This is a genomic window from Lentzea pudingi, from assembly GCF_014646255.1.
GTDB lineage: Bacteria > Actinomycetota > Actinomycetes > Mycobacteriales > Pseudonocardiaceae > Lentzea > Lentzea pudingi.
Genome location: NZ_BMNC01000024.1, coordinates 24,754 through 43,403 on the forward strand (window position 1 = coordinate 24,754; position 18,650 = coordinate 43,403).

Genomic DNA, 18,650 nt, shown 5'->3' on the forward strand with positions numbered 1-18,650 from the left:
AAACAACGCTGTCGTCGCTTTGCCTTTTATGACCGTTAGCCGCCGTGCGAGGGTTCACCCGGTTCGCCTACATCGGCATGTGCCTCGTGGGCGGCGGGGTCGGCTTGCTGATCATCTTCGTGACAGGGCCTTCCTTGCTCATGCCCTGCTGGTCGAGGAACTGCGACAGCTGCCCGCGCACCTGCGCGAGCGACGGCCGGCGCCCCGGCTCCGGGTCCATCGCCGCGAGCAGCAACCGGGCGTGCGCGCTTTTCTGCGGCAGCTTGGTGATCGGTTCTCCCTGTGCGGCGGCCATCAGCGAGGAGATCGGGTTCTCGCGGGAGCCGCGCGGCGGGTGGCCCGTCAACGCGTACGAGACGGTCGCGGCCAGCTGCCACGAGTCCGATGCCGGGGACGCCGTCTCGCCGCGGGCCGTTTCCGGGGCGAGGAAGTCCGGCGTGCCGACCATCATGCCGGTGGCGGTGAGGGTGCTGTCGCCCTTGGAGCGGGCGATGCCGAAGTCGATCAGGTGCGCGGTGCCCTGGTTGTCGACGATCACGTTGGACGGCTTCACGTCGCGGTGCAGAACGCCGCGGTCGTGGGCCGCTGCCAGCGCGTCGGCCATGTTCAGCCACAGGCGGGCGGCGAGCTTGTCGTCGATCAGGCCGTTCTTCAGCACCGTCTCGGACAGCGAGGCGCCCTCGATGTACTCCATGACCAGGGCGAGGCCGTCCGGGTCCTGGACGATGTCGAACACGCGCACGCAGTTCGGGTGGCGGACCGCGGCCAGCGCGCGGGCCTCGCGGAGCATGCGCGCCTCGGTCTCGTTGTCCGGGGCGTGCGCGAGCTTCACCGCGACCGTGCGGTCGAGCTGCTCGTCGACGGCCAGCCAGACCGTGCCGAAGCCGCCGGAACCGAGCTGGCGGACGCGGCGGAACCGGCCGTTGCCGGGGTTCCAGACCTTGCCCGACTTCTGCACGGGCGCGGGCGACTCGGCGTTGGCCGCGCCCGGACCGAACGGCAGCGGGCCCGGCGTGTCCGCGAGCACCGCCGGGTTCGACGGCTGCGGGGCCTGGGGCTGCGGCAGGACCTCGGCGACTCGCGTCGGCGGGTACTGCCGCGGCGGCTGGTTCTGCGGGTGGTTCGACGGCTGCGGCTGCGTCACCGGTCGCATCGGCCGGTTCATCGGCGCCGGCTGGTACTTCGGCACCTGAGCGGGCTGGTACGGCGGTGGGTTCTGCCCCGGGTTCTGGGGCGGCGGCCGATGGGCAGAGGCGTCGATCGGCTTGGTCGGCGCCTTCTTCTGCGGCTGACCAGGCGGAAGCTGGTTGTTCTGGTTCTGCGGCTTGCGCGCCACCGGCTGCGGTGGCGGCGAGTTCTGCGAGTTCCGGTCCTGGGACCGGTCGCGGCCGGGGCGGTTCAGCATGGCGGTAGTCAACCCGAAAATCCGCACCACGAGGGAGCCGATTATCGCAATCGGCAGAAACCCGAGAAGGACGTGACCGACGAGCGTCACGGGGAATGCCGACGTCGTCACCAGAAGTACCAGGAACATCGGCCAGAACACCCGGCGCGGCCAGTTCGGCCCGAGCCGGAACGCCGAACCCGACTGCAGCATCACGAACAGCAGGCACAGCAGCGCGAGCGCCGCGGTGATGCCGGCGGCGGCCAGGAACAGGGGCTGCTCGGTCGGCCGCTGGATCACGCGCAGGATCGACGGCGCCCCGTCGACCAGGTAGCTGCCCTGCGAGAACGAGCCGAAGCAGGTTTCCTGGTCCAGCGAGTCGGCACCGGCGATGCGACGCTGGCCCAGCCCCTGGACGGTGCCGCGCATGATGAGCCACGGCAGCACCAGGCAGCTGGTGACGCCGAGCACGGTGAAGATGGCACCGGTCACGGGTCCGTAGGAGTTGCCGACCACCCGGCGCACCGCGATGGACAGCAGCGCCCCGATCGTCGGGAACAACCCGAGCACCGCACCGAGCGCCGTGGTGGTCCACACCCAGTCACCGGGGCAGACACTGGCACCCACGAAGCCGTGCAGCCACGTGAGCAAGGACTCAGCGAGCCCCACGACTCACACCACCCCTTCCGAGATCACCCCCAGCCTAGGCGACCTGTCACCCTGCGGTGCGTGATCGGTTTGCGGTGGATGCCACAGCAACCATTTCCTTGATCAACGCGTCGTGCTCCGCCCACCGCAGGTTGGGCCTCGTGGTTCTTACACGTCGCGATGGACGGCTTCGTTGACAGAAGTCGTCCGTTCTGCGCGATTCGTTATCGAGGGCAGCACGAACGGACACCTGCCGAACGGGTGGCGAATTCGACGTCAGCCGCCGTTCACCTGGTGATCGACGAAGGTGCGGGAACTGCCGTGACCCGCCGACGCGCTGGACGTCCGCGCGGCCGGATCGGGCGCCACCGGCAGGTCACCGAGGCCGGCGACGAACTCGATGGTCCACAGGTGCCGCGCGGCCGGATCGCGCTCCGTCAAGGAGTCGGACAGGCCGTAGGTGACGACGCGGGTGTGCTGGTCGTGCATCTCGACGGTGGTGTTCGAGCCGAGCAGGCCCTTCTCACCGGGTGCGCAGGCCAGTTCCAGGCGGACGCGGATCCACTGCGGCTCGGTGGCCGGGTCCGCTTCGAGCTCTTCGGAGACCGCGGTGCAGGACGTGCCGTGGGCACGGAAGGTCAGGGCGGCCCGGAAGACGACGAGCTCACCGGCCGTGCAGCCGGTGAGAACGCGTGCTTCTACAGCTGTCTCCGTGCTGGAGACGACAGGACGGGCGGCCGTGCACCGGGCGGCGGGGGCTTCGGTCGACGCCGCTGCACCGCTGGAGGTGACGGCCCCGAGTAATAACGCGGCGACCACAGATCTCATGAGAGAAAACTATTTGTGGACGCCGCGTTGTTCACTGAACTTCACCCCATAGATGGGTGAGCGAGAATCATGCGAAAAACCGTCAGTGGTCGTGATCGTGGTCGTGTTCCGGTGCGAACGGCTGGTAGAGGTAGAACATCGTCACCGGTTCGTCGCCCGCGATCGTCTCGTGGTCGACGCCAGGCGGCACGAACGCGTACGAGCCCGCCGTCGCCTCGACCCCGCCGATGCTCACGGTGCCGTCGATGACCCACGTGTGCTGCGTCGCCGACGGGTGGTTGTGGCCGACGTCGCGCGCGCCCGGCGCCATCTGGATCAGGCCGACGATGGTGTCGCCGTTGGGCGACTTCCACAGCAGCTTGTTCTGCAGCCGTTCGTCGCCGTGCAGCGGGAACGACTTCAGCTGGGCGAGGGCTTCTGCGGACAGGACCGTGACCTTGTCCTGCGGCGCGTCGCTCATGGGTACAGCCTTTCGGGAGCCGAACGAGCTTACGGCCGTTATATAGACGAAAGTGCCGTCCGCATTACGACCGGCGACCCGGAATCGCTCAGTTCAGACGCACTCGACCGCGAGGTCGAGCAGCATGAACGACGAGAGCTTCCCGTCGGTGAAGCGGAAACTCAGCACCCAGTCCTTCTGGTCCGGCACCGGAACCTGGAACGTCCTGTCGTCGATGCCGTTGGCGTTCGGGTAGGCGGCCTTGAACTGGTCGACCGTGGCACCCTTGCCGACGTTTTGCGCTGCCGTCGCACCCGGCGGCGGCAGGATGAACTGGATCGCCTCCCCGAGGAACCGCACGCCCCCGTTGGTCGTGAACAGCTCGGTCCGGTCCGCGGAACGCTTCGTCGACTCCACGGTCAGCTGGACCACCTTGTTGCTCGCCTCGGCGGAGGCCGCGAGCCGCTCGGCCGACGCGGCGTACTCGGCGGCGCCGGCGTTCGCGCCCGGAGCAGGCCCGATCGCCGCTTTGGCTGCGTCGGCGGCCTTCTGCGCCTCGACGATCTGCTGTTCGAGGGCCTCGTCCTCCGCCAATTTCTTTGGGTCCGGCGTGGGCGCGCCCTGGTAGAGGTAGTCCTCGCAGGTACCGAGCTTGCCCGCGCCCGTGGCGGCGAGCTCACCCGTGGCAAGGGCGTCCTTCTTGGACATCCCGGGCTTCAGCCCACCCCAGCCCGTGACGTCGAAGTGCTTCTCCTGCGGTGTCGCCTGCTGCTCTCCCGCACCCGGCGAACACCCCGCCACGACGAGTGCCACCCCCACGACGAACAGCGCTTTCAATCCCCCAAGTTTGTTCACGAGCAGAAGGTATCCGGCGGCGAGGCAAAGACCGACCGCTTTTCGGACACAAAGAAGAGAGCCGGTGGTCATTGACCACCGGCTCTCTTCTTACGTGGAGCTGAGGGGAATCGAACCCCTGACCTTCTCGATGCGAACGAGACGCGCTACCAACTGTGCTACAGCCCCTTGCTGTCTTACGTGGAGAACTATAGCAGTCCCGAGAGGGGGTGTTTCACCGCCCCCACCCATGACCCGCTACGCCCCGACAGCACCTCGGTACCGCAGCGACTCCAGTCCCTCTAACTCGACGAAGACCGGGTCCTCGTCGTCGGAGTCGACCGGGATCGTGCCCGGACGCACGTGGTGCTCGAAGCGCGGCAACGGCGGCAGCGCGGGCCTGTCTTCGACGACCTCGACCCTGGTGGTCTCCGGCTCCTCGGACACCACGGCCACCTGCCGGGGCAGGTCCGCGACGACCGCCGGGGTCTCCTGCTGCTGCGGGCCCGTCGCACGGCGGCGACGCACCTGCTGCAGGCGGGCGAGCCGGCGTGCGCGGATCTCCTCCTCGATCCGCACCTGCCGGCGCAGGTACGTCAGGTACCCGACGAGCAGCAGGTCGATCGCGGCGTGGCCGTACCAGAGCTTCGTGTAGAACACGCCGGCGACGATTCCCGACGCCACCGCGGCGACGAAGAGGAACGCCACCACCCTGCGGCGGAACGCGTACTTGGCCTGGGCGACCAGCGCGGCGGTCTCCGGGTCGTAGCCACCACGGCCACGCCGGAACGGGCGCTCGACGTACTCCTCCTCGTCGAAGAAGTCGTCGTCGATGTCGTGGATGTCGTCGTACTCGGCGTCTGGCATGGCGTCGTACTCCTCCCCCACGCTGCGCGCGCTCTCCTGGCGCTTGCGAGCCAACATGGGGACGAGGACCACCAACCAGGCGATGACCAGCGCAACGATGATCAGCGAACTCGGCATTCCCCGTACACCTCCCCCGGCCCACGCGTGGTGCTGTCAACCACGCTAGTCACAACAGTCACACCTGTCTCGGAGGCTCGCCGACTGCCGTACGTACGAAAGTGTGGTCTATCACCCACTTTTGGGGGAAGGCATTAGATCGAACGGCAGCATCTGTCAGGGAAGACGGGCCTCTCCGCGTGCGACCAAACGGCTCACTAGGCCATCCGGGATCTCTTCGGTGGTGAGCGCGAAGCAGAGGTGGTCGCGCCACTGCCCTGCAACATCCAGATAACGCTTGAAGAGACCTTCCTCGCGGTAGCCGGACTTCGTCAGCACACGGATCGAGGGGCCGTTCTCGGGCCGCACGGTGGCTTCGAGCCGGTGCAGACCGGCCTCGCGGAAGGCGTGGTCCGTGAGCAACGCGACGGCCGCCGTGGCGACGCCGCCGCCCGCCCGGTCAGCGGCTACCCAGTAGCCGATCCACGCGGACAGCAGCGAGCCGCGCACGATGTTGCCGACGGTGATCTGACCTGCGACTTCGCCGTCGACGAGGATCATGAACGGCAGCGAGGTGCCGCGCCGGGCCATGCCGCGCAACGACGACCACTGCGCGGGCCAGGACATCGCCGCGTTGCGCTCTTCCCAGCCCTCCTGGGCCGTGGGTTCCCACTGCTCGAGGTACGCGCGGTCACGGATGCGCAGCCTCGACCACTTACCGCCGTCGAAGAGCCTCGGTCCGCGCAGCTCGACGGTTCCCGCGCGCACCTGGAGAGGCCCCAGCCGGACCGGCCAGCCGGGGTGTCTGCCCAGATCGGCGAAAACGCTCATCCACGCTGCGCTAGGAAGCTGACCAGCACCTCTTCGCCGACGGAGACCTCGGTGACGTCCTCGTCGACCATGATCAGGCAGTTGGCCTCGGCCAGTGACGCGAGCAGGTGCGACCCGGACGTGCCGAGCGGCTGCACCAGGTACTCGCCGTTGTCCGCGTCGCGCAGCAGCTGGCCGCGCAGGAAGCCGCGACGGCCCTTGGTCGACTGCAGCGGCGACAGCAGGCGTGCGCTGACGGCGCGGCGGTACGGGTTCTTCTTGCCCAGCGCGGCCCTGATCAGGGGCCTCACCAGCACCTCGAACACGACGAGCGCGCTCATCGGGTTCGCGGGCAGCAGGAACGTCGGCACGGCGTCCGGGCCGAGCCTGCCGAAGCCCTGGGCGGAGCCGGGGTGCATGCCGACGCGGGTGACGTCCATGTCGCCCAGTTCCGTGATCGCGGCCCTGACCTCGTCACCGATCGCGCCGCCCACGCCGCCGGCGATGACGACGATCTCGGAGAGCAGCAGCCTGCCCTCGATCACCTCGCGCAGCCGGCGCGGGTCGGCGGACATGATGCCGACCCGGCTGACCTCGGCGCCCGCGTCCCGGGCGGCGGCGGCCAGCGCGTACGAGTTCACGTCGTAGACCTGGCCCTGGCCGGGCGTGCGGTCGACGTCGACGAGCTCCTCGCCAAGCGAGATGACGGACACGCGCGGACGTGGGTGCACGAGCACCTTGTTGCGTCCAACGGCGGCCAGCAGACCCACCTGAGCAGCACCGATGGACGCGCCGCGACGCACGGCGACGTCACCGGTCTGCACGTCCTCGCCGGTGCGGCGGACGAACCCGGCGGACGGCACGCTGCGGTTGACCGTCACCTTGGCCTGGTGGCCGTCGGTGTAGCCGAGCGGCACGACCGCGTCGGCCAGGGTCGGCAGCGGGGCGCCGGTCGCGATCCGCACCGCCTGGCCGGGCTGCAGTCTGCGCGGCTGCCGGGAGCCGGCCGGGATCTCCCCCACGACCGGCAGCTGCACCGGGCTCGCGTTCGCACCGGACACGTCGACGCTGCGCACCGCGTAGCCGTCGACGGCGGCCTGGTCGAAGCCGGGCAACGCGCGTTCCGCGACGACCTCCTCCGCGCAGAGCAGGCCCTGCGACTCGGAGATCGCGACTCGCACGGGTGCGGGCCGCACCGCGGCCGCGATCACCCGAGCGAGCTGCTCGTCCACTGACCTCATGTGATTGGTCCTCGCGCTCAGGAGTTGTCGAGGCGTTCCCGCAACCACTCACGCAGATCGGGTCCGTACTCAGGGGTCTCGAGTGCGAAGTCAACCGCAGCCCGCAGGAATCCGGCGGGATTGCCGAGGTCGTGTCGCCCGCCGCGGTGGACGACGACGTGCACGGGGTGACCCTCGTTGATCAGCAGCGCGATGGCGTCGGTGAGCTGCAGCTCGCCGCCGGCACCCGGCGTGATGCGCTTGAGCGCGTCGAAGATCGCCCGGTCGAGGAGGTACCGGCCGGCCGCCGCGAACGTCGACGGCGCGTCCTCCGGCTTCGGCTTCTCGACCATGCCGACGACCTGCTTGACGTCGTCGCTGCCGGTGTCGCGGACGTCGAACACGCCGTACGCGGAGATCTGCTCGCGCGGGATGTCGAACGCCAGCAGGACGCTGCCGCCCTTCTCCTGGCGGACCTCGGCCATCTTCTTGAGGGCACCGGTGGGCAGGATGATGTCGTCGGGCAGGAGCACCGCGACGGCCTCGTCCTCACCGGTCAGGTTGCCCTCGGCGCAGCCGACGGCGTGACCCAGCCCGAGCGCCTGGTCCTGGATCGCGGTCTCGGCCTTGATGAGCCGCGGTGCGCGCTGGATCTTCTCGACCAGGTCGGTCTTGCCCTTGGCGGTCAGGGACTGCTCGAGGTCGGGGTTCTCGTCGAAGTAGTTCGCGACCGACGCCTTGGTCGGCGACGTCACGATGACCAGCTTCTTCGCGCCGGCCTCGGCCGCCTCGCGCGCCACGTACTCGATGGCGGGGGTGTCGACGAGGGGCAGCAGTTCCTTCGGCACGGCTTTGGTCGTGGGGAGGAAACGGGTGCCCAGACCGGCCGCGGGCACGATAGCGGTGTGGAAGGCGCTGCTCATGGGCTGCGATGCTAACGACATACCGGGGGATACCCATCATGACGTCCGATCTTCGTGACCGGAAGGCCACGTTGCGTTCACGGTTGCTGGCCGCCCGGCGGTCTCTGACCACCGAAATCCGCCGCGCCGAAGCTGCCGCGCTGGCCGCGCACGTCGCCGCCCTGGAGGTTTCGGCTGATCAGACGGTCTGCGCTTTCATCCCGGTCGGATCGGAGCCCGGCGACGTCTCCTGGCTCGACGGGCTGCGGTGCCGGGTGCTGCTGCCGATCGTGACGGGCGACTCGCCGCTGGACTGGGCGGTGTACTCCGGGCCCTCGTCGCTGGCTCCTGCCGGGTTCAAGCTGCTGGAGCCGACCGGTCCCCGGCTCGGGGCCTCGGCGATCGCTGGAGCCTCGCTGGTGCTGGTGCCCGCACTGGCGGTGTCGGTGTCCGGCGTGCGGATTGGAAAGGGGCAGGGGCACTACGACCGCTCGTTGCCGCTGGTCAAGGCTTCTTTGGTCGGCGTCGTGCGAGATGCCGAGGTGCTGGCCGACGTGCCTGGAGAGCCTCACGACGTGCGGATGGACGGCGTGTTGACCCCCTCCGTCGGGCTGCGCTGGCTGTGACATTGACCTGGGGTGTTTGCGCTCCGGGAACGTCCTGGGCGAAAATCGTGTTGGCACTCACAACGGTCGAGTGCCAGAGCTAGGAGCAAACCCAGTGCCTACGTACCAGTACGCCTGCACCGCGTGTGAGCACCGGTTCGAGGCGGTGCAGTCGTTCAGCGACTCCTCCCTCACCGAGTGCCCGGAGTGCTCGGGCAAGCTGCGCAAGCTCTTCGGCGCCGTCGGCGTCGTGTTCAAGGGCAGCGGTTTCTACCGCACGGACAGCCGCTCGGGCTCGGCCAAGAGCACGTCGTCGGCCACGACGACCTCCTCTTCGGACACCAAGCCGACCTCTTCGGACTCCAAGTCCTCGTCCTCGTCCTCGGACAAGAAGTCGTCTTCGGACTCCAAGGCCTCGACGAGCGCTCCGGCGGCCGCGGCCTCCTGAAGATCGCGAGTTGTCCACAACTTGGGGCTGAGCCCCCTCTGACATGCCTCCGACCGTCCTACGGTCGGAGGCATGACCCTTTCCACGACCGTCCGGGACCGAGCTCGTTCGCTGTCGCGCCGCCGCCCTTCCGTTGCGTGGCGCCGCTTTCTCGCACTGGGCCTGACACTGCTGGCCCTGTCGACGTTCTTCTGGCCCGACGTTGGTCATCCGGCGGTGGTCGCCTCCCGCGATCTGCCCGCGGGCACGGCGCTGTCCGCTGCCGACCTCCGGCTGGTCTCGTTGGCCTCACCCGTACCGGGGACCTTTCCCGATTCCGGCGCGGTGCTCGGCCGCGCGCTGTCGGCGCCCGCGCGGGCAGGCGTCCCGCTGACGGACTTCGACCTCTCGGCCGTGGGCGAGGACCAGGCGGCGGTGGCCGTCCGGGTGGCTGACCAGGGCCTGGCCGGAGCCGTGCGGCTGGGCGACCGGGTCGACGTGGTGTCGGCGTCCGGTGAGGTGCTCGCGGAGAACGCGGCGGTGCGGGAGACGCACGGCCAAGTAGTCGTCGTCACGTTGCCGAGACTTAATGCAACTCGGGTGGCCGCGATATCACTGGATCATGCGTTAGCCGTTACTCTCCGCTGATGCTGAAGGGATTCAAAGACTTTCTGATGCGCGGAAACGTCGTCGACCTGGCTGTCGCCGTGGTCATCGGCACGGCGTTCACCGCGATCGTCACCGCGTTCACCACGAGCCTCATCAAGCCGCTCATCGCTTCGCTCGGCAGCACCGAGACGAAGGGCTTGGGCTTCTACATCCGCTCCGGCAAGGAGGACACGTACCTCGACTTCAGCAACGTCATCAACGCGGCGATCAACTTCGCGATCGTCGCCGCTGTCGTCTACTTCGTCCTGGTGCTGCCGATCAAGAAGATCCAGGAGCGCCGCAAGAGGGGCGAGGAAGCCGGCCCGGCAGAGCCGACGAACGTCGAGCTGCTCATCGAGATCCGCGACCTGCTCGCGGCTCAGCAGAACAACCAGCCGCAGACCACCGTGGTGGCACCAGACCGCCGCGGCCCCGCAATCTGATCTCCGCCCGTCCCCGCCGAGACGAAGCGCGCAGCGGTCGCTCGACCGCGGTCCAGCGCGCTTTGTCCTGGCACAGCGCGCATCGGGCGGCGGGCAGCGCACGTGGGACCGCGTGTCCGAGGTGGGTGTGGTGGAGCGTCGCGGCTCGACGGCCGTGACACCGGGCACCGACTCGCGTCCTTCGCGGCTCGACAGAGGTAACGCCGGGCGCCAACTCGCGCCTTTCGCGGCTCGGCGGCGGTGACACCGGGCACCGACTCGCCCTTCGCGGCTCGACAGTGGTGACGCTGGGCGCCGCTCGCGCCTTTCGCGGCTCACCGCTGACCCTGGACACACCGGAGCCCGCCCGCAACGCGTCCGGAGCCACACCGCCGGGACCACGCGGACCCGCAGGGCGTCCGAGCCCTGAACTCACCCGGCGGCGAACCACACAGGCCCGGCAGCACCCACCGGCTACGTCAGCAATCTGTGTCAGCCGCCGTGGTGCGGCAGCCTGTCCTCGCGGCATTAGGCCTCGCGGTCGTCCGCAGACCTCCACCGCCGCGCCCAGCAAGCCCGCGTCAGCAATCCCCCATCAGCCGCCGTGGTGCGGCGGCCTGTTGTCGCGGTACCAGGCCTCGCGGTCATCCGCCGACCCTCCACCGCCACCGCGCTCGTCCGATGTCGTCTCCGGGAGCACGTCGCCGAACACCTCCGCCAACCGGCGACGACGCGCAACGGCGTCGTCGTCGGCCGGCTTCGGTGGATCACTCTTCGTCAAGACCGCTCAGCTGCTCGATCACGTAGGGCACCAACGCCGACAACGTCGCCATGCCGTCGCGGACCGCGGAGCGCGACCCGGCGAGGTTGACGACCAGGGTGCTGCCCGAGACGCCGGCGAGGCCGCGCGAGATGCCCGCGTCGACCGCGCCCGCGGCGAGGCCGGAGGCGCGGAGTGCCTCGGCGATGCCGTGGATCGGGCGGTCGAGCACGCCCTGCGTGGCGTCGGGGGTGACGTCGCGCGGGGACACGCCTGTGCCGCCCACGGTGACCACGAGGTCGACGCCACCGATGACGGCCGTGTTGAGAGCGGCCCGGATGTCGACCACCTCACCCTCGACCGCGACGGTGCCGTCGACGATGAAGCCCACTTCTTCCAGGAGTTCGGTGACGAGAGGCCCGGAGTTGTCGTCCTGCTCGCCGTGCGCCACCCGGTCGTCCACGATCACGACCAAAGCGCGGCCAAGGCGCTGCGCGCTGCGTTCCATACCGATCACCGTAGCGGGAGTCTGACTTCGAAGCGGCAGCCAGGACCGTGGTTCTGGACGCCGATGCTCCCGTGGTGGGCGTCGGCGAGGCCTCGCGCGATGGAAAGACCCAGTCCGGCGCCGGACGGATTGCGGGCGGACGAACCGCGGAAGCCCACGTCGAAGACCTGTGGCAGCACGTCATCGGGTATGCCGCCGCACGCGTCGTCCACCCGCACCACGGCTTCGGGTCCGTCCACATCGACCTGGACGGCCACCGTGCCCCCCTCCGGTGTGTGGCGGATGGCGTTCGACACAAGGTTGCGCACGACACGCATCAGCTCCGGATCGGAGCCTCGGACGACCGGCCACGAGCGGGCGTCCGCACGGAGTTCGACGCCCTCGCGCGAGGCGACCGGTCGCGAGGCGGCGACCACGTCGCTGACCACGTCGGCCAGTGCCACGTCGTGCATCGGCAGGTTCAGCGCGCCCGCGGTGATCCGCGAGAGCTGGAACAGGTCGTCCACCAGCTTCGCCAGGTGGTCGGCCTCGTGGGCGATCTGCTTGGCGTAGACGGCGACCTCGCCCGGCTCCGACACGACGCCGTCCTCCAGCGCCTCGGTCATCGCCCGGATCCCGGCCAGCGGCGTCCGCAGGTCGTGGGAGATCCACGCGACCAGTTGCCGCCGGGACGCCTCGGCCTCGCGCTCCCACATCGTCCGCCGTGCGATGGCCCGGCCCAGCATGATCGAGAACGGCACCGTGACCAGCCCGACGACCAGGCACGCCATGAGCGTGGCGTTGAGCATCGGCGTGAACATGAACCCGCTGACCACGAGCACCCCGGCGATGGTCGCCACCACCGGCACGATGACCATGACGGTCATCGCGGTGGTCAGCGACACGCGGCTCAGCCGGTCGAACACGGGTCGTACCGGTAGCCGACGCCCCAGACGGTGCTGAGGCGGCGGGGCTTCGCGGGGTCTTCCTCGATCTTCTCCCGCAACCGTCGCACGTGGACGGTCACGGTCGACTGGTCGCCGAACTGCCAGCCCCACACCCGTTCCAGCAGCTCCGCGCGCCCGAACGCCTTGCCGGCGTTGCCGATGAAGAACGCCAGCAGGTCGAACTCGCGGGTGGTCAGCTGCAACGGCCGCCCGTCCAGGGTCGCGGTGTGCGCGGCCACGTCGAGCACCAGGTTCCCGTCCCGCACCACCCGCGGCTCGTAGGCCCGATGAGCCCGCCGCAGCACCGACGAGACGCGCAACGCCAGCTCACGCGGGCTGAAGGGCTTCGTGACGTAGTCGTCCGCGCCGATCTGCAGCCCGGCGATGCGGTCTTCCTCCTCGCCCAGCGCCGTCAGCATGACGACGGGCGTGCTGCCGCGTTCCCGAATCCGCCGGCACACCTCGAGACCGTCGATGCCGGGCAGCATCAGGTCCAGCACCACGATGTCCGGTTCCTGCGCGGCCATCAGGCGCAACGCCTGCTCACCGTCACCGGCCAGCTCGACCTCGTACCCGGCGTGTTCGAGGTAGCGGCGCACCACGTCGCGCACCGTCGTGTCGTCGTCGACGACCAGCACCCGTTCCACCACGTCACCACGCTAAGCCAAGAACACCTGCGAGGCCCGCATCGTCACACGGACGTAAGAAGAGGCCCGTTCCTGTGTGCGGGGCAGGTGCTCACAGGAACGGGCCTCTCCGGGGTCGTCACGACCGGTTTCCGGCGGGCGGCGGATGCCGGAACCCGGTCGTCCCCCGACCTATCCCACCTCGACGCCGTCGAGGGTGGCTTCCACCGTCCTGTTGTCGGACAGCGTGATCGTGACCTTGTCGCCGGGTGCCTTGGACCGGACGGCGGCCACCAGCGTGTCCGACTCGTCGATGCGGCGGTCACCGAACTTCGTGATCACGTCACCGGCCTTGAGCCCGGCCTTCTCCGCCGCTCCGCCGCCGGTGATCTCGGAGATGCGCGCACCCTGCTCGGTCGACTCGACCTTCACGCCGAGGACGGTCTGCCTGGGCTTGCCGTTCTTCACGATCTCGTCGATCGTGCGGCGCGCCTGGTCCATCGGGATCGCGAAGCCGATGCCGACGGAACCGGCCTGGCCCTGTCCCTGGCTCGGGCTGTAGATCGCGGAGTTGATGCCGACGACCTGGCCCTGCATGTTCACGAGCGGCCCGCCCGAGTTGCCGGGGTTGATCGCGGCGTCGGTCTGGATGGCGTTCAGCACGGTCGCCTGCGAGTTGCGGTCGCCGCCTGCGGAGACCGGGCGGTTCACCGAGCTGACGATGCCCGAGGTGACGGTGCCGGACAGCTCGAACGGCGAGCCGATCGCCACGACGGCCTGGCCGGTCCTCATGTCGCCGGAGTTGCCGAGCTGCACGACCGGCAGGCCGGAGACGCCGTCGGCCTGGATGACGGCGATGTCGGAGCTCGGGTCGCGGCCGAGGATCTTGGCGGACGCCGTCCTGCCGTCGTGGAAGACGACCTTGATGTCGCCACCGCCGGCCGCGGCACCCTCGATGACGTGGTTGTTCGTCACGATCTGGCCGTTGCCGGAGATGATGAAGCCGGAGCCCTCGCCGGCGCCGGAGCGCGTCGTGACCTGGATCTGGACGACGGACGGCAGCAGCTTGTTCGCCACGTCCTCGACCGAGCCCGCCGGGGCGTTGGAGGCCTGCGAGGCCGGTCGGGGCGCGTCGAGCGCGCTCACGGACGACGAGTCGTTCGCGAAGTTGTAGCCCAGGTAGCCGCCGAGGCCACCGGAGAACCCGCCCACGATCAGCACGAGGGCGGTCACGCCCGCCACGACCTTGCCACGGCCCTTGGGGCGCGGCGGGGCGGACGGCTGGTAGCCGGGCGGGAGGTAGTACTGACCCGTCTGAGGGCCCTGCGGCGGCGCGGCGAACGGGTTGGCCCCGGGCTGCTGCTGCGCGAACGGGCCCGAGTGCGGTCCGGAGGCCGGTTCCGCGCCGAACTGCGCGGTCGTGGCACCGAGGCCGAGCGGGTGGGGTTGGCCGGACCCTGGAGGGGGAAGCTGCTGGCCGGGTCCGGACCCGCCGAGCTGCGTCTGGCCCGCGTCAGGTGAGGACACCTGCGGCTGGGCCGAAGTGAAGGAGGCGGGCACGTCGCCCAGGCCTGCGGGAGTGTCGAGTGCCCCAGCCTGGCCGGATCCCCCCTGCAAAGGATCCGGCTGGCCGGGATCCGGCAGCGACGGGCCCTGCACCCGTGCGCCGGAGTCTGTCTGACCGGCGCTGGAAGGCACGGAGTCGGTCTCTTCCGGCTGCTGCGCTGGCTGGTTGCTCTCGGTCATGGACCTAGTGTGTCGGCCCGTCCTGAGAGAACCCTTAAGCGAGCCTGGGAGCTACTTGTGTGTTCCCCGGAGGCGCTCGGCGATCTGTTCCGGGGTCACGTCGTTGATCCACACGGCCTCGCCGGACTCGGAGCCCGCGAGGTACTTGAGCTTGTCCTTCGTCCGGAGCACCGAGAAGACCTGCAGGTGCAGCCACATCTCCTCGCGGCCGACGTTGACCGGTGCCTGGTGCCAGGCCGCGATGTAGGGCAACGGGCGGTCGTACAGCGCGTCCAGCCGGTGCAGCACCAGCAGGTAGAGCGACGCGAAGTCGTCACGCTCCACTGAGGACAGTGCGGCGATGTCGGGCACCTGCCGCCGCGGCGCCAGCACGACCTCGACAGGCCAGCGGGCGGCGGCGGGCACGAACGCGACCCAGTGCGCGGACTCCTCGATCACGCGCGCGCCCGCGCGAAGCTCGGCCTCCAGCACGTCGCCGAACAACGGCCGCCCGTGCTCCGCGTAGTACGCCAGAGCCGCGTCGAGCATGCGTTCAGTACGAGGTGTCACGAACGGGTACGCGTAGATCTGGCCGTGCGGGTGCGAGAGCGTCACGCCGATCTCTTCGCCGCGGTTCTCGAACGGGAAGACCTGTTCGACCCCTGGCAACGTTGACAAGAAGGCGACACGGTCCGCCCACGCGTCCACGACGGTGCGCACACGTGACTGGGAAAGCTCGCCGAACGACTTGTTGTGGTCCGAGGTGAAGCACACGACCTCGCACCGCCCACGTCCCGGCGCGCGCACGAACAGCTCCTCGCCATCCACAGTGGACGGCACGTCCGGCACGTTCTGCGCCAGCGACGGGAACCTGTTCTCGAACACCACGACGTCGTACTCGGCCTCGGGGACCTCCGTGGGCCGGCCCGGTGTCGACGGGCACAGCGGGCAGAGGTCCGCCGGCGGCTTGTACGTGCGCGTCTGGCGATGGGCCGCCATGGCGACCCACTCGCGGGTCAACGGGTCCAGCCGGACTTCGGACATCGGCTGGGTCTCGGGAAGGTCCCGGGTGTCCACCGCAACTCTCGGTGGCGCCTCAGCGCTGTCGTCGAAGTAGATGATCTCCCGGCCGTCCGCCAGCTTCCCCGCGGTACGCCTCACGCCAACTCCTCGCCACTTCCCGGTACATGAGCCAACACCAACTCGCCGACCTGCTCGCTGAGGATCGCCCGCGCGTCGTCCGGCAAACCCTCGTCCGTCACCAGCACGTGCGCCTCGTCGAGGTCGGCGATCGTGGAAATGCCCACGGTGCCCCACTTCTCGTGGTCCGCGACCACGACGACACGGCCCGCGGCGTCGACGAGCGCGCGGTCCGTCTCGCTCTCGTTGAGGTTCGGGGTGGTGAAGCCGGAGCGCTCGGCCATGCCGTGCACGCCCAGGAACACCACGTCGAGGTGCAGTGATCGCAACGCCTGCACGGCCACGGGGCCCACCAGCGCGTCGGACGGCGTGCGCACGCCACCGGTCAGCACGACCGTGCGGTCCGTGCGCCCGCTCTGCTGCAGCACGTCCGCGACGCGGATGGAGTTCGTGACGACGGTCAGGTCCGGGATGTCGTCGAGGAAACGAGCTAACGTCCACGTGGTCGTGCCGGCGGACAGACCGATGGCGGTGCCGGGCCGGACGAGGCCCGCGGCGGCCGCCGCGATCGCCTCCTTCTCGGGCAGCTGCCGCACCGACTTGGCCTCGAACCCGGGCTCGTCGGTCGAGCGCCCGACGACGGACGTCGCACCGCCGTAGACCTTCTCCACCAGGCCACGCGCGGCGAGCACGTCGAGATCGCGGCGCACGGTCATGTCCGAGACGCCGAGCCGCACGACGAGGTCGCTGACGCGCACCGCTCCCGTACGACGGACCTCTTCGATGATTACCGCTTGCCGTTGACGTGCCAGCACCTCACACCTCTTCCCTGAGGACGACGACGTCCCCGGCGCGCACGGTGAGGCGTCCGGAGACCTGCTCGCCGGACAACACGTCGACACCGGACGCTTCGATCTCCGCGTCGGCGCCGGTGTGGTTGACGGCGAAGAGGAACGATACGTCGCCCCTGCGCCGCACGAGCTCAATCGGCGAAGGCGACACCACGACGCCCGCACTGGAAAGCGCGTTTTCCACCGTTCGGCCGAGACCACCCTCGTCGAGATCACACGCCACGTACCACGCGACACCGTTGCCGAACGCGTTGCGCGTCACCGCCGCCACGCCTGGCAACGGCCCGTCGACGTAGGAGACAACGGTGTCAGCGGTGCGCGTGTGCAGGTGCTCCGTCCACAACGAGGCGGTCGAACCGTCGCTCAACGAGACCGTCTCGTTCTCCCGCAGCGGGTGGAACTCCTCGGACCACACGCCCAGCAGGTCGCGGAACGCTCCGGGGTACCCGCCGAGCCTGACGCGCGTGTGCTGGTCGGCCACACCGGACAGGTACGAGACGACGACATGACCGCCGCCCGCCACGTAGTCCGCGAGGACGGCGGCGTGCGCGTCGGACACCGCGTAGAACGCCGGCACGACCACCAGCGAGTACGCCGAGAGGTTCGTGCCCGGCGCCACGAAGTCGACCGTGACACCGGCGTTCCACAGCGCCTTGTAGTACCCGAGGACGTGCTGCCAGTAGTCGAAGTCGTTCGTCGGGTGGGCGTCCTGGCGCAGTGCCCAGCCGGACTGGAAGTCGAACAGGACCGCGACGGAGGCGTCCACAGTGGAACCGATGACCTCACCGAGCTTCGCGTACTCGGCACCGACCTCGCAGACCTCGCGGTACACCTTGGTGTCCGTGCCGGCGTGCGGGACCATCGCCGAGTGGTAGCGCTCGCTGCCGCCGCGCGACTGCCGCCACTGGAAGAACAACGTGCCGTCCGCGCCGCGGGCGATGTTCTGGAACGAGTTCCGCCGCTGCTCGCCCGGCAGCTTGGCGATGTTGCGCCGCTGCCAGTTCACCGCGGACGTCGAGGCCTCCATGAGCAGCCACGGCTTGCCGCCGGCGAGACCGCGCACGAGGTCGGCGGACATGGCGAGCTCGATGTGCTTGTCCGGTGACTGACCCTCGGTGTAGTGGTCGTTCGAGACGAAGTCGACCTCTCGGGCCCACTTCCAGTAGTCCAGGTCGCCGAACGTCCAGTTGACCATGAAGTTCGTGGTGATCGGCACGTCCGGCGTGATCATGCGCAGCACGTCCCGCTCGGCCTTGTACAGCTCCAGGATCGCGTCGTCGGAGAACCTGTCGTAGTCCAGCACGTGCGCCGGGTTCTGGAACGTCGGCGTCACGCGCGGGGGCAGGACCTGCGCGAGGTCGGTGTAGCCCTGGCTCCAGAACGCCGTCGACCACGCGTCGTTGAGCTGGTCGAGCGTGTAGCGGGCGGCCAGCCACTCGCGGAACGAGGCCGCGCACGTGTCGCAGTAACAGCGCTTTACGTGGCACGCGTACTCGTTGCCGACGTGCCACGCGGCCAAGGCCGGGTGGTCGCGGTAGTGCGAGGCCATCTCGGCGGCGAGCGCCGTCGCCCGGTCGCGGTAGATGGGCGACGACGGGCAGTACGCCTGCCGCGAGCCGTGGGAGAGCCTCACGCCGTCCGCGCGGACGGGCAGCATCTCGGGGTACTCGGTCGTCAGCCACGGCGGGGGCGCGGCGGTCGCGGTCGCGAGGTCGACGCGGATGCCGCCGGCGTGCAGCAGGTCCATCACGCGGTCGAGCCAGTCGAACCGGTACTCGCCCTTGCTGACCTCGATCTTCGCCCAGCTGAAGATGCCCAGGCTGACCATGGTGACGCCGGCGCGCCGCATGAGCTCGACGTCCTCGGCCCAGACGTGCTCGGGCCACTGCTCGGGGTTGTAGTCGGCTCCCCAGCCGAGCCCTGGCAGGTCCGTTGGCCATGTCGTCACGAGCGCAAGCGTGGCCGACAACAACCCCCAACGTCA

20 protein-coding genes and 1 tRNA gene are annotated in these 18,650 nt (G+C 69.5%); 4 read left to right on the forward strand and 17 right to left on the reverse strand.

The annotated features are described in order from the left end of the window. Positions 1-67: 67 nt before the first annotated feature. From IEY88_RS40750 to IEY88_RS40790, 9 genes are all read right to left on the reverse strand, one after another. A complete protein-coding gene (locus IEY88_RS40750) occupies positions 68-2,053 on the reverse strand; it encodes a serine/threonine-protein kinase (protein WP_229694224.1) in 1,986 nt (661 codons plus the stop codon). Between the two features lie 255 nt (positions 2,054-2,308). Further along, positions 2,309-2,860 carry a hypothetical protein gene (locus IEY88_RS40755; RefSeq protein WP_189160257.1) on the reverse strand — a complete coding sequence of 184 codons (552 nt, stop codon included), beginning with the start codon at positions 2,858-2,860 and terminating at the stop codon, positions 2,309-2,311. An 82-nt stretch (positions 2,861-2,942) separates the two neighbouring features. Next, positions 2,943-3,320, reverse strand: a complete 378-nt coding sequence (locus IEY88_RS40760; protein WP_189160258.1) for a cupin domain-containing protein — start codon at positions 3,318-3,320, stop codon at positions 2,943-2,945. Positions 3,321-3,413: 93 nt separating this feature from the next. After that, a complete protein-coding gene (locus IEY88_RS40765) occupies positions 3,414-4,154 on the reverse strand; it encodes a hypothetical protein (RefSeq protein ID WP_189160259.1) in 741 nt (246 codons plus the stop codon). A 95-nt stretch (positions 4,155-4,249) separates the two neighbouring features. Then, positions 4,250-4,322 (reverse strand) — tRNA-Ala (locus IEY88_RS40770). A gap of 69 nt (positions 4,323-4,391) precedes the next feature. After that, positions 4,392-5,117, reverse strand: coding sequence for a divisome protein SepX/GlpR (gene sepX, locus IEY88_RS40775; RefSeq protein WP_189160260.1), 726 nt, complete (start codon positions 5,115-5,117; stop codon positions 4,392-4,394). A gap of 156 nt (positions 5,118-5,273) precedes the next feature. After that, on the reverse strand, positions 5,274-5,927 hold the full coding sequence (locus IEY88_RS40780; RefSeq protein ID WP_189160261.1) for a GNAT family N-acetyltransferase: 654 nt from the start codon (positions 5,925-5,927) through the stop codon (positions 5,274-5,276). Next, positions 5,924-7,147, reverse strand: coding sequence for a molybdotransferase-like divisome protein Glp (glp, locus tag IEY88_RS40785; protein WP_189160262.1), 1,224 nt, complete (start codon positions 7,145-7,147; stop codon positions 5,924-5,926). The genes IEY88_RS40780 and glp overlap by 4 nt, the downstream gene beginning before the upstream one ends. A 17-nt stretch (positions 7,148-7,164) precedes the next feature. After that, positions 7,165-8,049: a UTP--glucose-1-phosphate uridylyltransferase gene (locus tag IEY88_RS40790; protein ID WP_189160263.1), complete on the reverse strand. Its 885-nt coding sequence runs from the start codon at positions 8,047-8,049 to the stop codon at positions 7,165-7,167. 38 nt (positions 8,050-8,087) lie between these two features. On the opposite strand from IEY88_RS40790, the gene IEY88_RS40795 reads away from it, so the two are divergent. The 4 genes from IEY88_RS40795 (at position 8,088) to mscL (ending at position 10,151) form a co-directional block, all read left to right on the forward strand. Next, on the forward strand, positions 8,088-8,654 hold the full coding sequence (locus IEY88_RS40795; protein WP_189160264.1) for a 5-formyltetrahydrofolate cyclo-ligase: 567 nt from the start codon (positions 8,088-8,090) through the stop codon (positions 8,652-8,654). Between the two features lie 94 nt (positions 8,655-8,748). Then, positions 8,749-9,081: an FmdB family zinc ribbon protein gene (locus tag IEY88_RS40800; RefSeq protein ID WP_189160265.1), complete on the forward strand. Its 333-nt coding sequence runs from the start codon at positions 8,749-8,751 to the stop codon at positions 9,079-9,081. 72 nt (positions 9,082-9,153) lie between these two features. After that, the gene (locus IEY88_RS40805) at positions 9,154-9,708 is read left to right on the forward strand and encodes an SAF domain-containing protein (RefSeq protein ID WP_189160266.1); all 555 of its coding nucleotides are present in this window, start codon (positions 9,154-9,156) and stop codon (positions 9,706-9,708) included. Continuing rightward, complete coding sequence (gene mscL, locus IEY88_RS40810) at positions 9,708-10,151, forward strand: large-conductance mechanosensitive channel protein MscL (protein ID WP_189160267.1); 444 nt, start codon at positions 9,708-9,710, stop codon at positions 10,149-10,151. Before IEY88_RS40805 ends, mscL begins: the two co-directional genes overlap by 1 nt. A 574-nt stretch (positions 10,152-10,725) precedes the next feature. Here the strand turns inward: mscL and IEY88_RS40815 are convergent. From IEY88_RS40815 to IEY88_RS40850, 8 genes are all read right to left on the reverse strand, one after another. Next, positions 10,726-10,911, reverse strand: a complete 186-nt coding sequence (locus IEY88_RS40815) for a hypothetical protein (RefSeq protein ID WP_189160268.1) — start codon at positions 10,909-10,911, stop codon at positions 10,726-10,728. Continuing rightward, positions 10,898-11,398 carry a MogA/MoaB family molybdenum cofactor biosynthesis protein gene (locus IEY88_RS40820; RefSeq protein WP_089909148.1) on the reverse strand — a complete coding sequence of 167 codons (501 nt, stop codon included), beginning with the start codon at positions 11,396-11,398 and terminating at the stop codon, positions 10,898-10,900. Before IEY88_RS40820 ends, IEY88_RS40815 begins: the two co-directional genes overlap by 14 nt. Before the next feature lie 5 nt (positions 11,399-11,403). After that, positions 11,404-12,264 carry a sensor histidine kinase gene (locus IEY88_RS40825; RefSeq protein WP_189160304.1) on the reverse strand — a complete coding sequence of 287 codons (861 nt, stop codon included), beginning with the start codon at positions 12,262-12,264 and terminating at the stop codon, positions 11,404-11,406. A gap of 23 nt (positions 12,265-12,287) precedes the next feature. Further along, the gene (locus IEY88_RS40830) at positions 12,288-12,974 is read right to left on the reverse strand and encodes a response regulator transcription factor (protein WP_229694225.1); all 687 of its coding nucleotides are present in this window, start codon (positions 12,972-12,974) and stop codon (positions 12,288-12,290) included. A gap of 168 nt (positions 12,975-13,142) precedes the next feature. After that, entirely contained in the window at positions 13,143-14,696 is a 1,554-nt protein-coding gene (locus IEY88_RS40835; protein WP_189160269.1) for a S1C family serine protease, read from the reverse strand. A 51-nt stretch (positions 14,697-14,747) separates the two neighbouring features. Continuing rightward, positions 14,748-15,836, reverse strand: coding sequence for a galactose-1-phosphate uridylyltransferase (gene galT / locus IEY88_RS40840; protein WP_189160270.1), 1,089 nt, complete (start codon positions 15,834-15,836; stop codon positions 14,748-14,750). Then, complete coding sequence (locus tag IEY88_RS40845) at positions 15,833-16,630, reverse strand: DeoR/GlpR family DNA-binding transcription regulator (RefSeq protein WP_065914902.1); 798 nt, start codon at positions 16,628-16,630, stop codon at positions 15,833-15,835. The genes galT and IEY88_RS40845 overlap by 4 nt, the downstream gene beginning before the upstream one ends. A 1-nt stretch (position 16,631) precedes the next feature. Next, the gene (locus IEY88_RS40850; RefSeq protein WP_189160271.1) at positions 16,632-18,614 is read right to left on the reverse strand and encodes a beta-galactosidase; all 1,983 of its coding nucleotides are present in this window, start codon (positions 18,612-18,614) and stop codon (positions 16,632-16,634) included. Between the last annotated feature and the right edge of the window lie 36 nt (positions 18,615-18,650).

Excerpts from the sequence above, each read along its gene's own strand:
- IEY88_RS40820 (WP_089909148.1), bottom strand. The coding sequence starts at position 11,398 with ATGGAACGCAGCGCGCAGCGCCTTGGCCGCGCTTTGGTCGTGATCGTG.
- IEY88_RS40825 (WP_189160304.1), bottom strand. The coding sequence starts at position 12,264 with ATGACCGTCATGGTCATCGTGCCGGTGGTGGCGACCATCGCCGGGGTG.
- IEY88_RS40795 (WP_189160264.1), top strand. The coding sequence starts at position 8,088 with ATGACGTCCGATCTTCGTGACCGGAAGGCCACGTTGCGTTCACGGTTG.
- sepX (WP_189160260.1), bottom strand. The coding sequence starts at position 5,117 with ATGCCGAGTTCGCTGATCATCGTTGCGCTGGTCATCGCCTGGTTGGTG.
- mscL (WP_189160267.1), top strand. The coding sequence starts at position 9,708 with ATGCTGAAGGGATTCAAAGACTTTCTGATGCGCGGAAACGTCGTCGAC.
- IEY88_RS40760 (WP_189160258.1), bottom strand. The coding sequence starts at position 3,320 with ATGAGCGACGCGCCGCAGGACAAGGTCACGGTCCTGTCCGCAGAAGCC.
- IEY88_RS40780 (WP_189160261.1), bottom strand. The coding sequence starts at position 5,927 with ATGAGCGTTTTCGCCGATCTGGGCAGACACCCCGGCTGGCCGGTCCGG.
- IEY88_RS40835 (WP_189160269.1), bottom strand. The coding sequence starts at position 14,696 with ATGACCGAGAGCAACCAGCCAGCGCAGCAGCCGGAAGAGACCGACTCC.
- IEY88_RS40790 (WP_189160263.1), bottom strand. The coding sequence starts at position 8,049 with ATGAGCAGCGCCTTCCACACCGCTATCGTGCCCGCGGCCGGTCTGGGC.
- IEY88_RS40805 (WP_189160266.1), top strand. The coding sequence starts at position 9,154 with ATGACCCTTTCCACGACCGTCCGGGACCGAGCTCGTTCGCTGTCGCGC.
- IEY88_RS40755 (WP_189160257.1), bottom strand. The coding sequence starts at position 2,860 with ATGAGATCTGTGGTCGCCGCGTTATTACTCGGGGCCGTCACCTCCAGC.
- glp (WP_189160262.1), bottom strand. The coding sequence starts at position 7,147 with ATGAGGTCAGTGGACGAGCAGCTCGCTCGGGTGATCGCGGCCGCGGTG.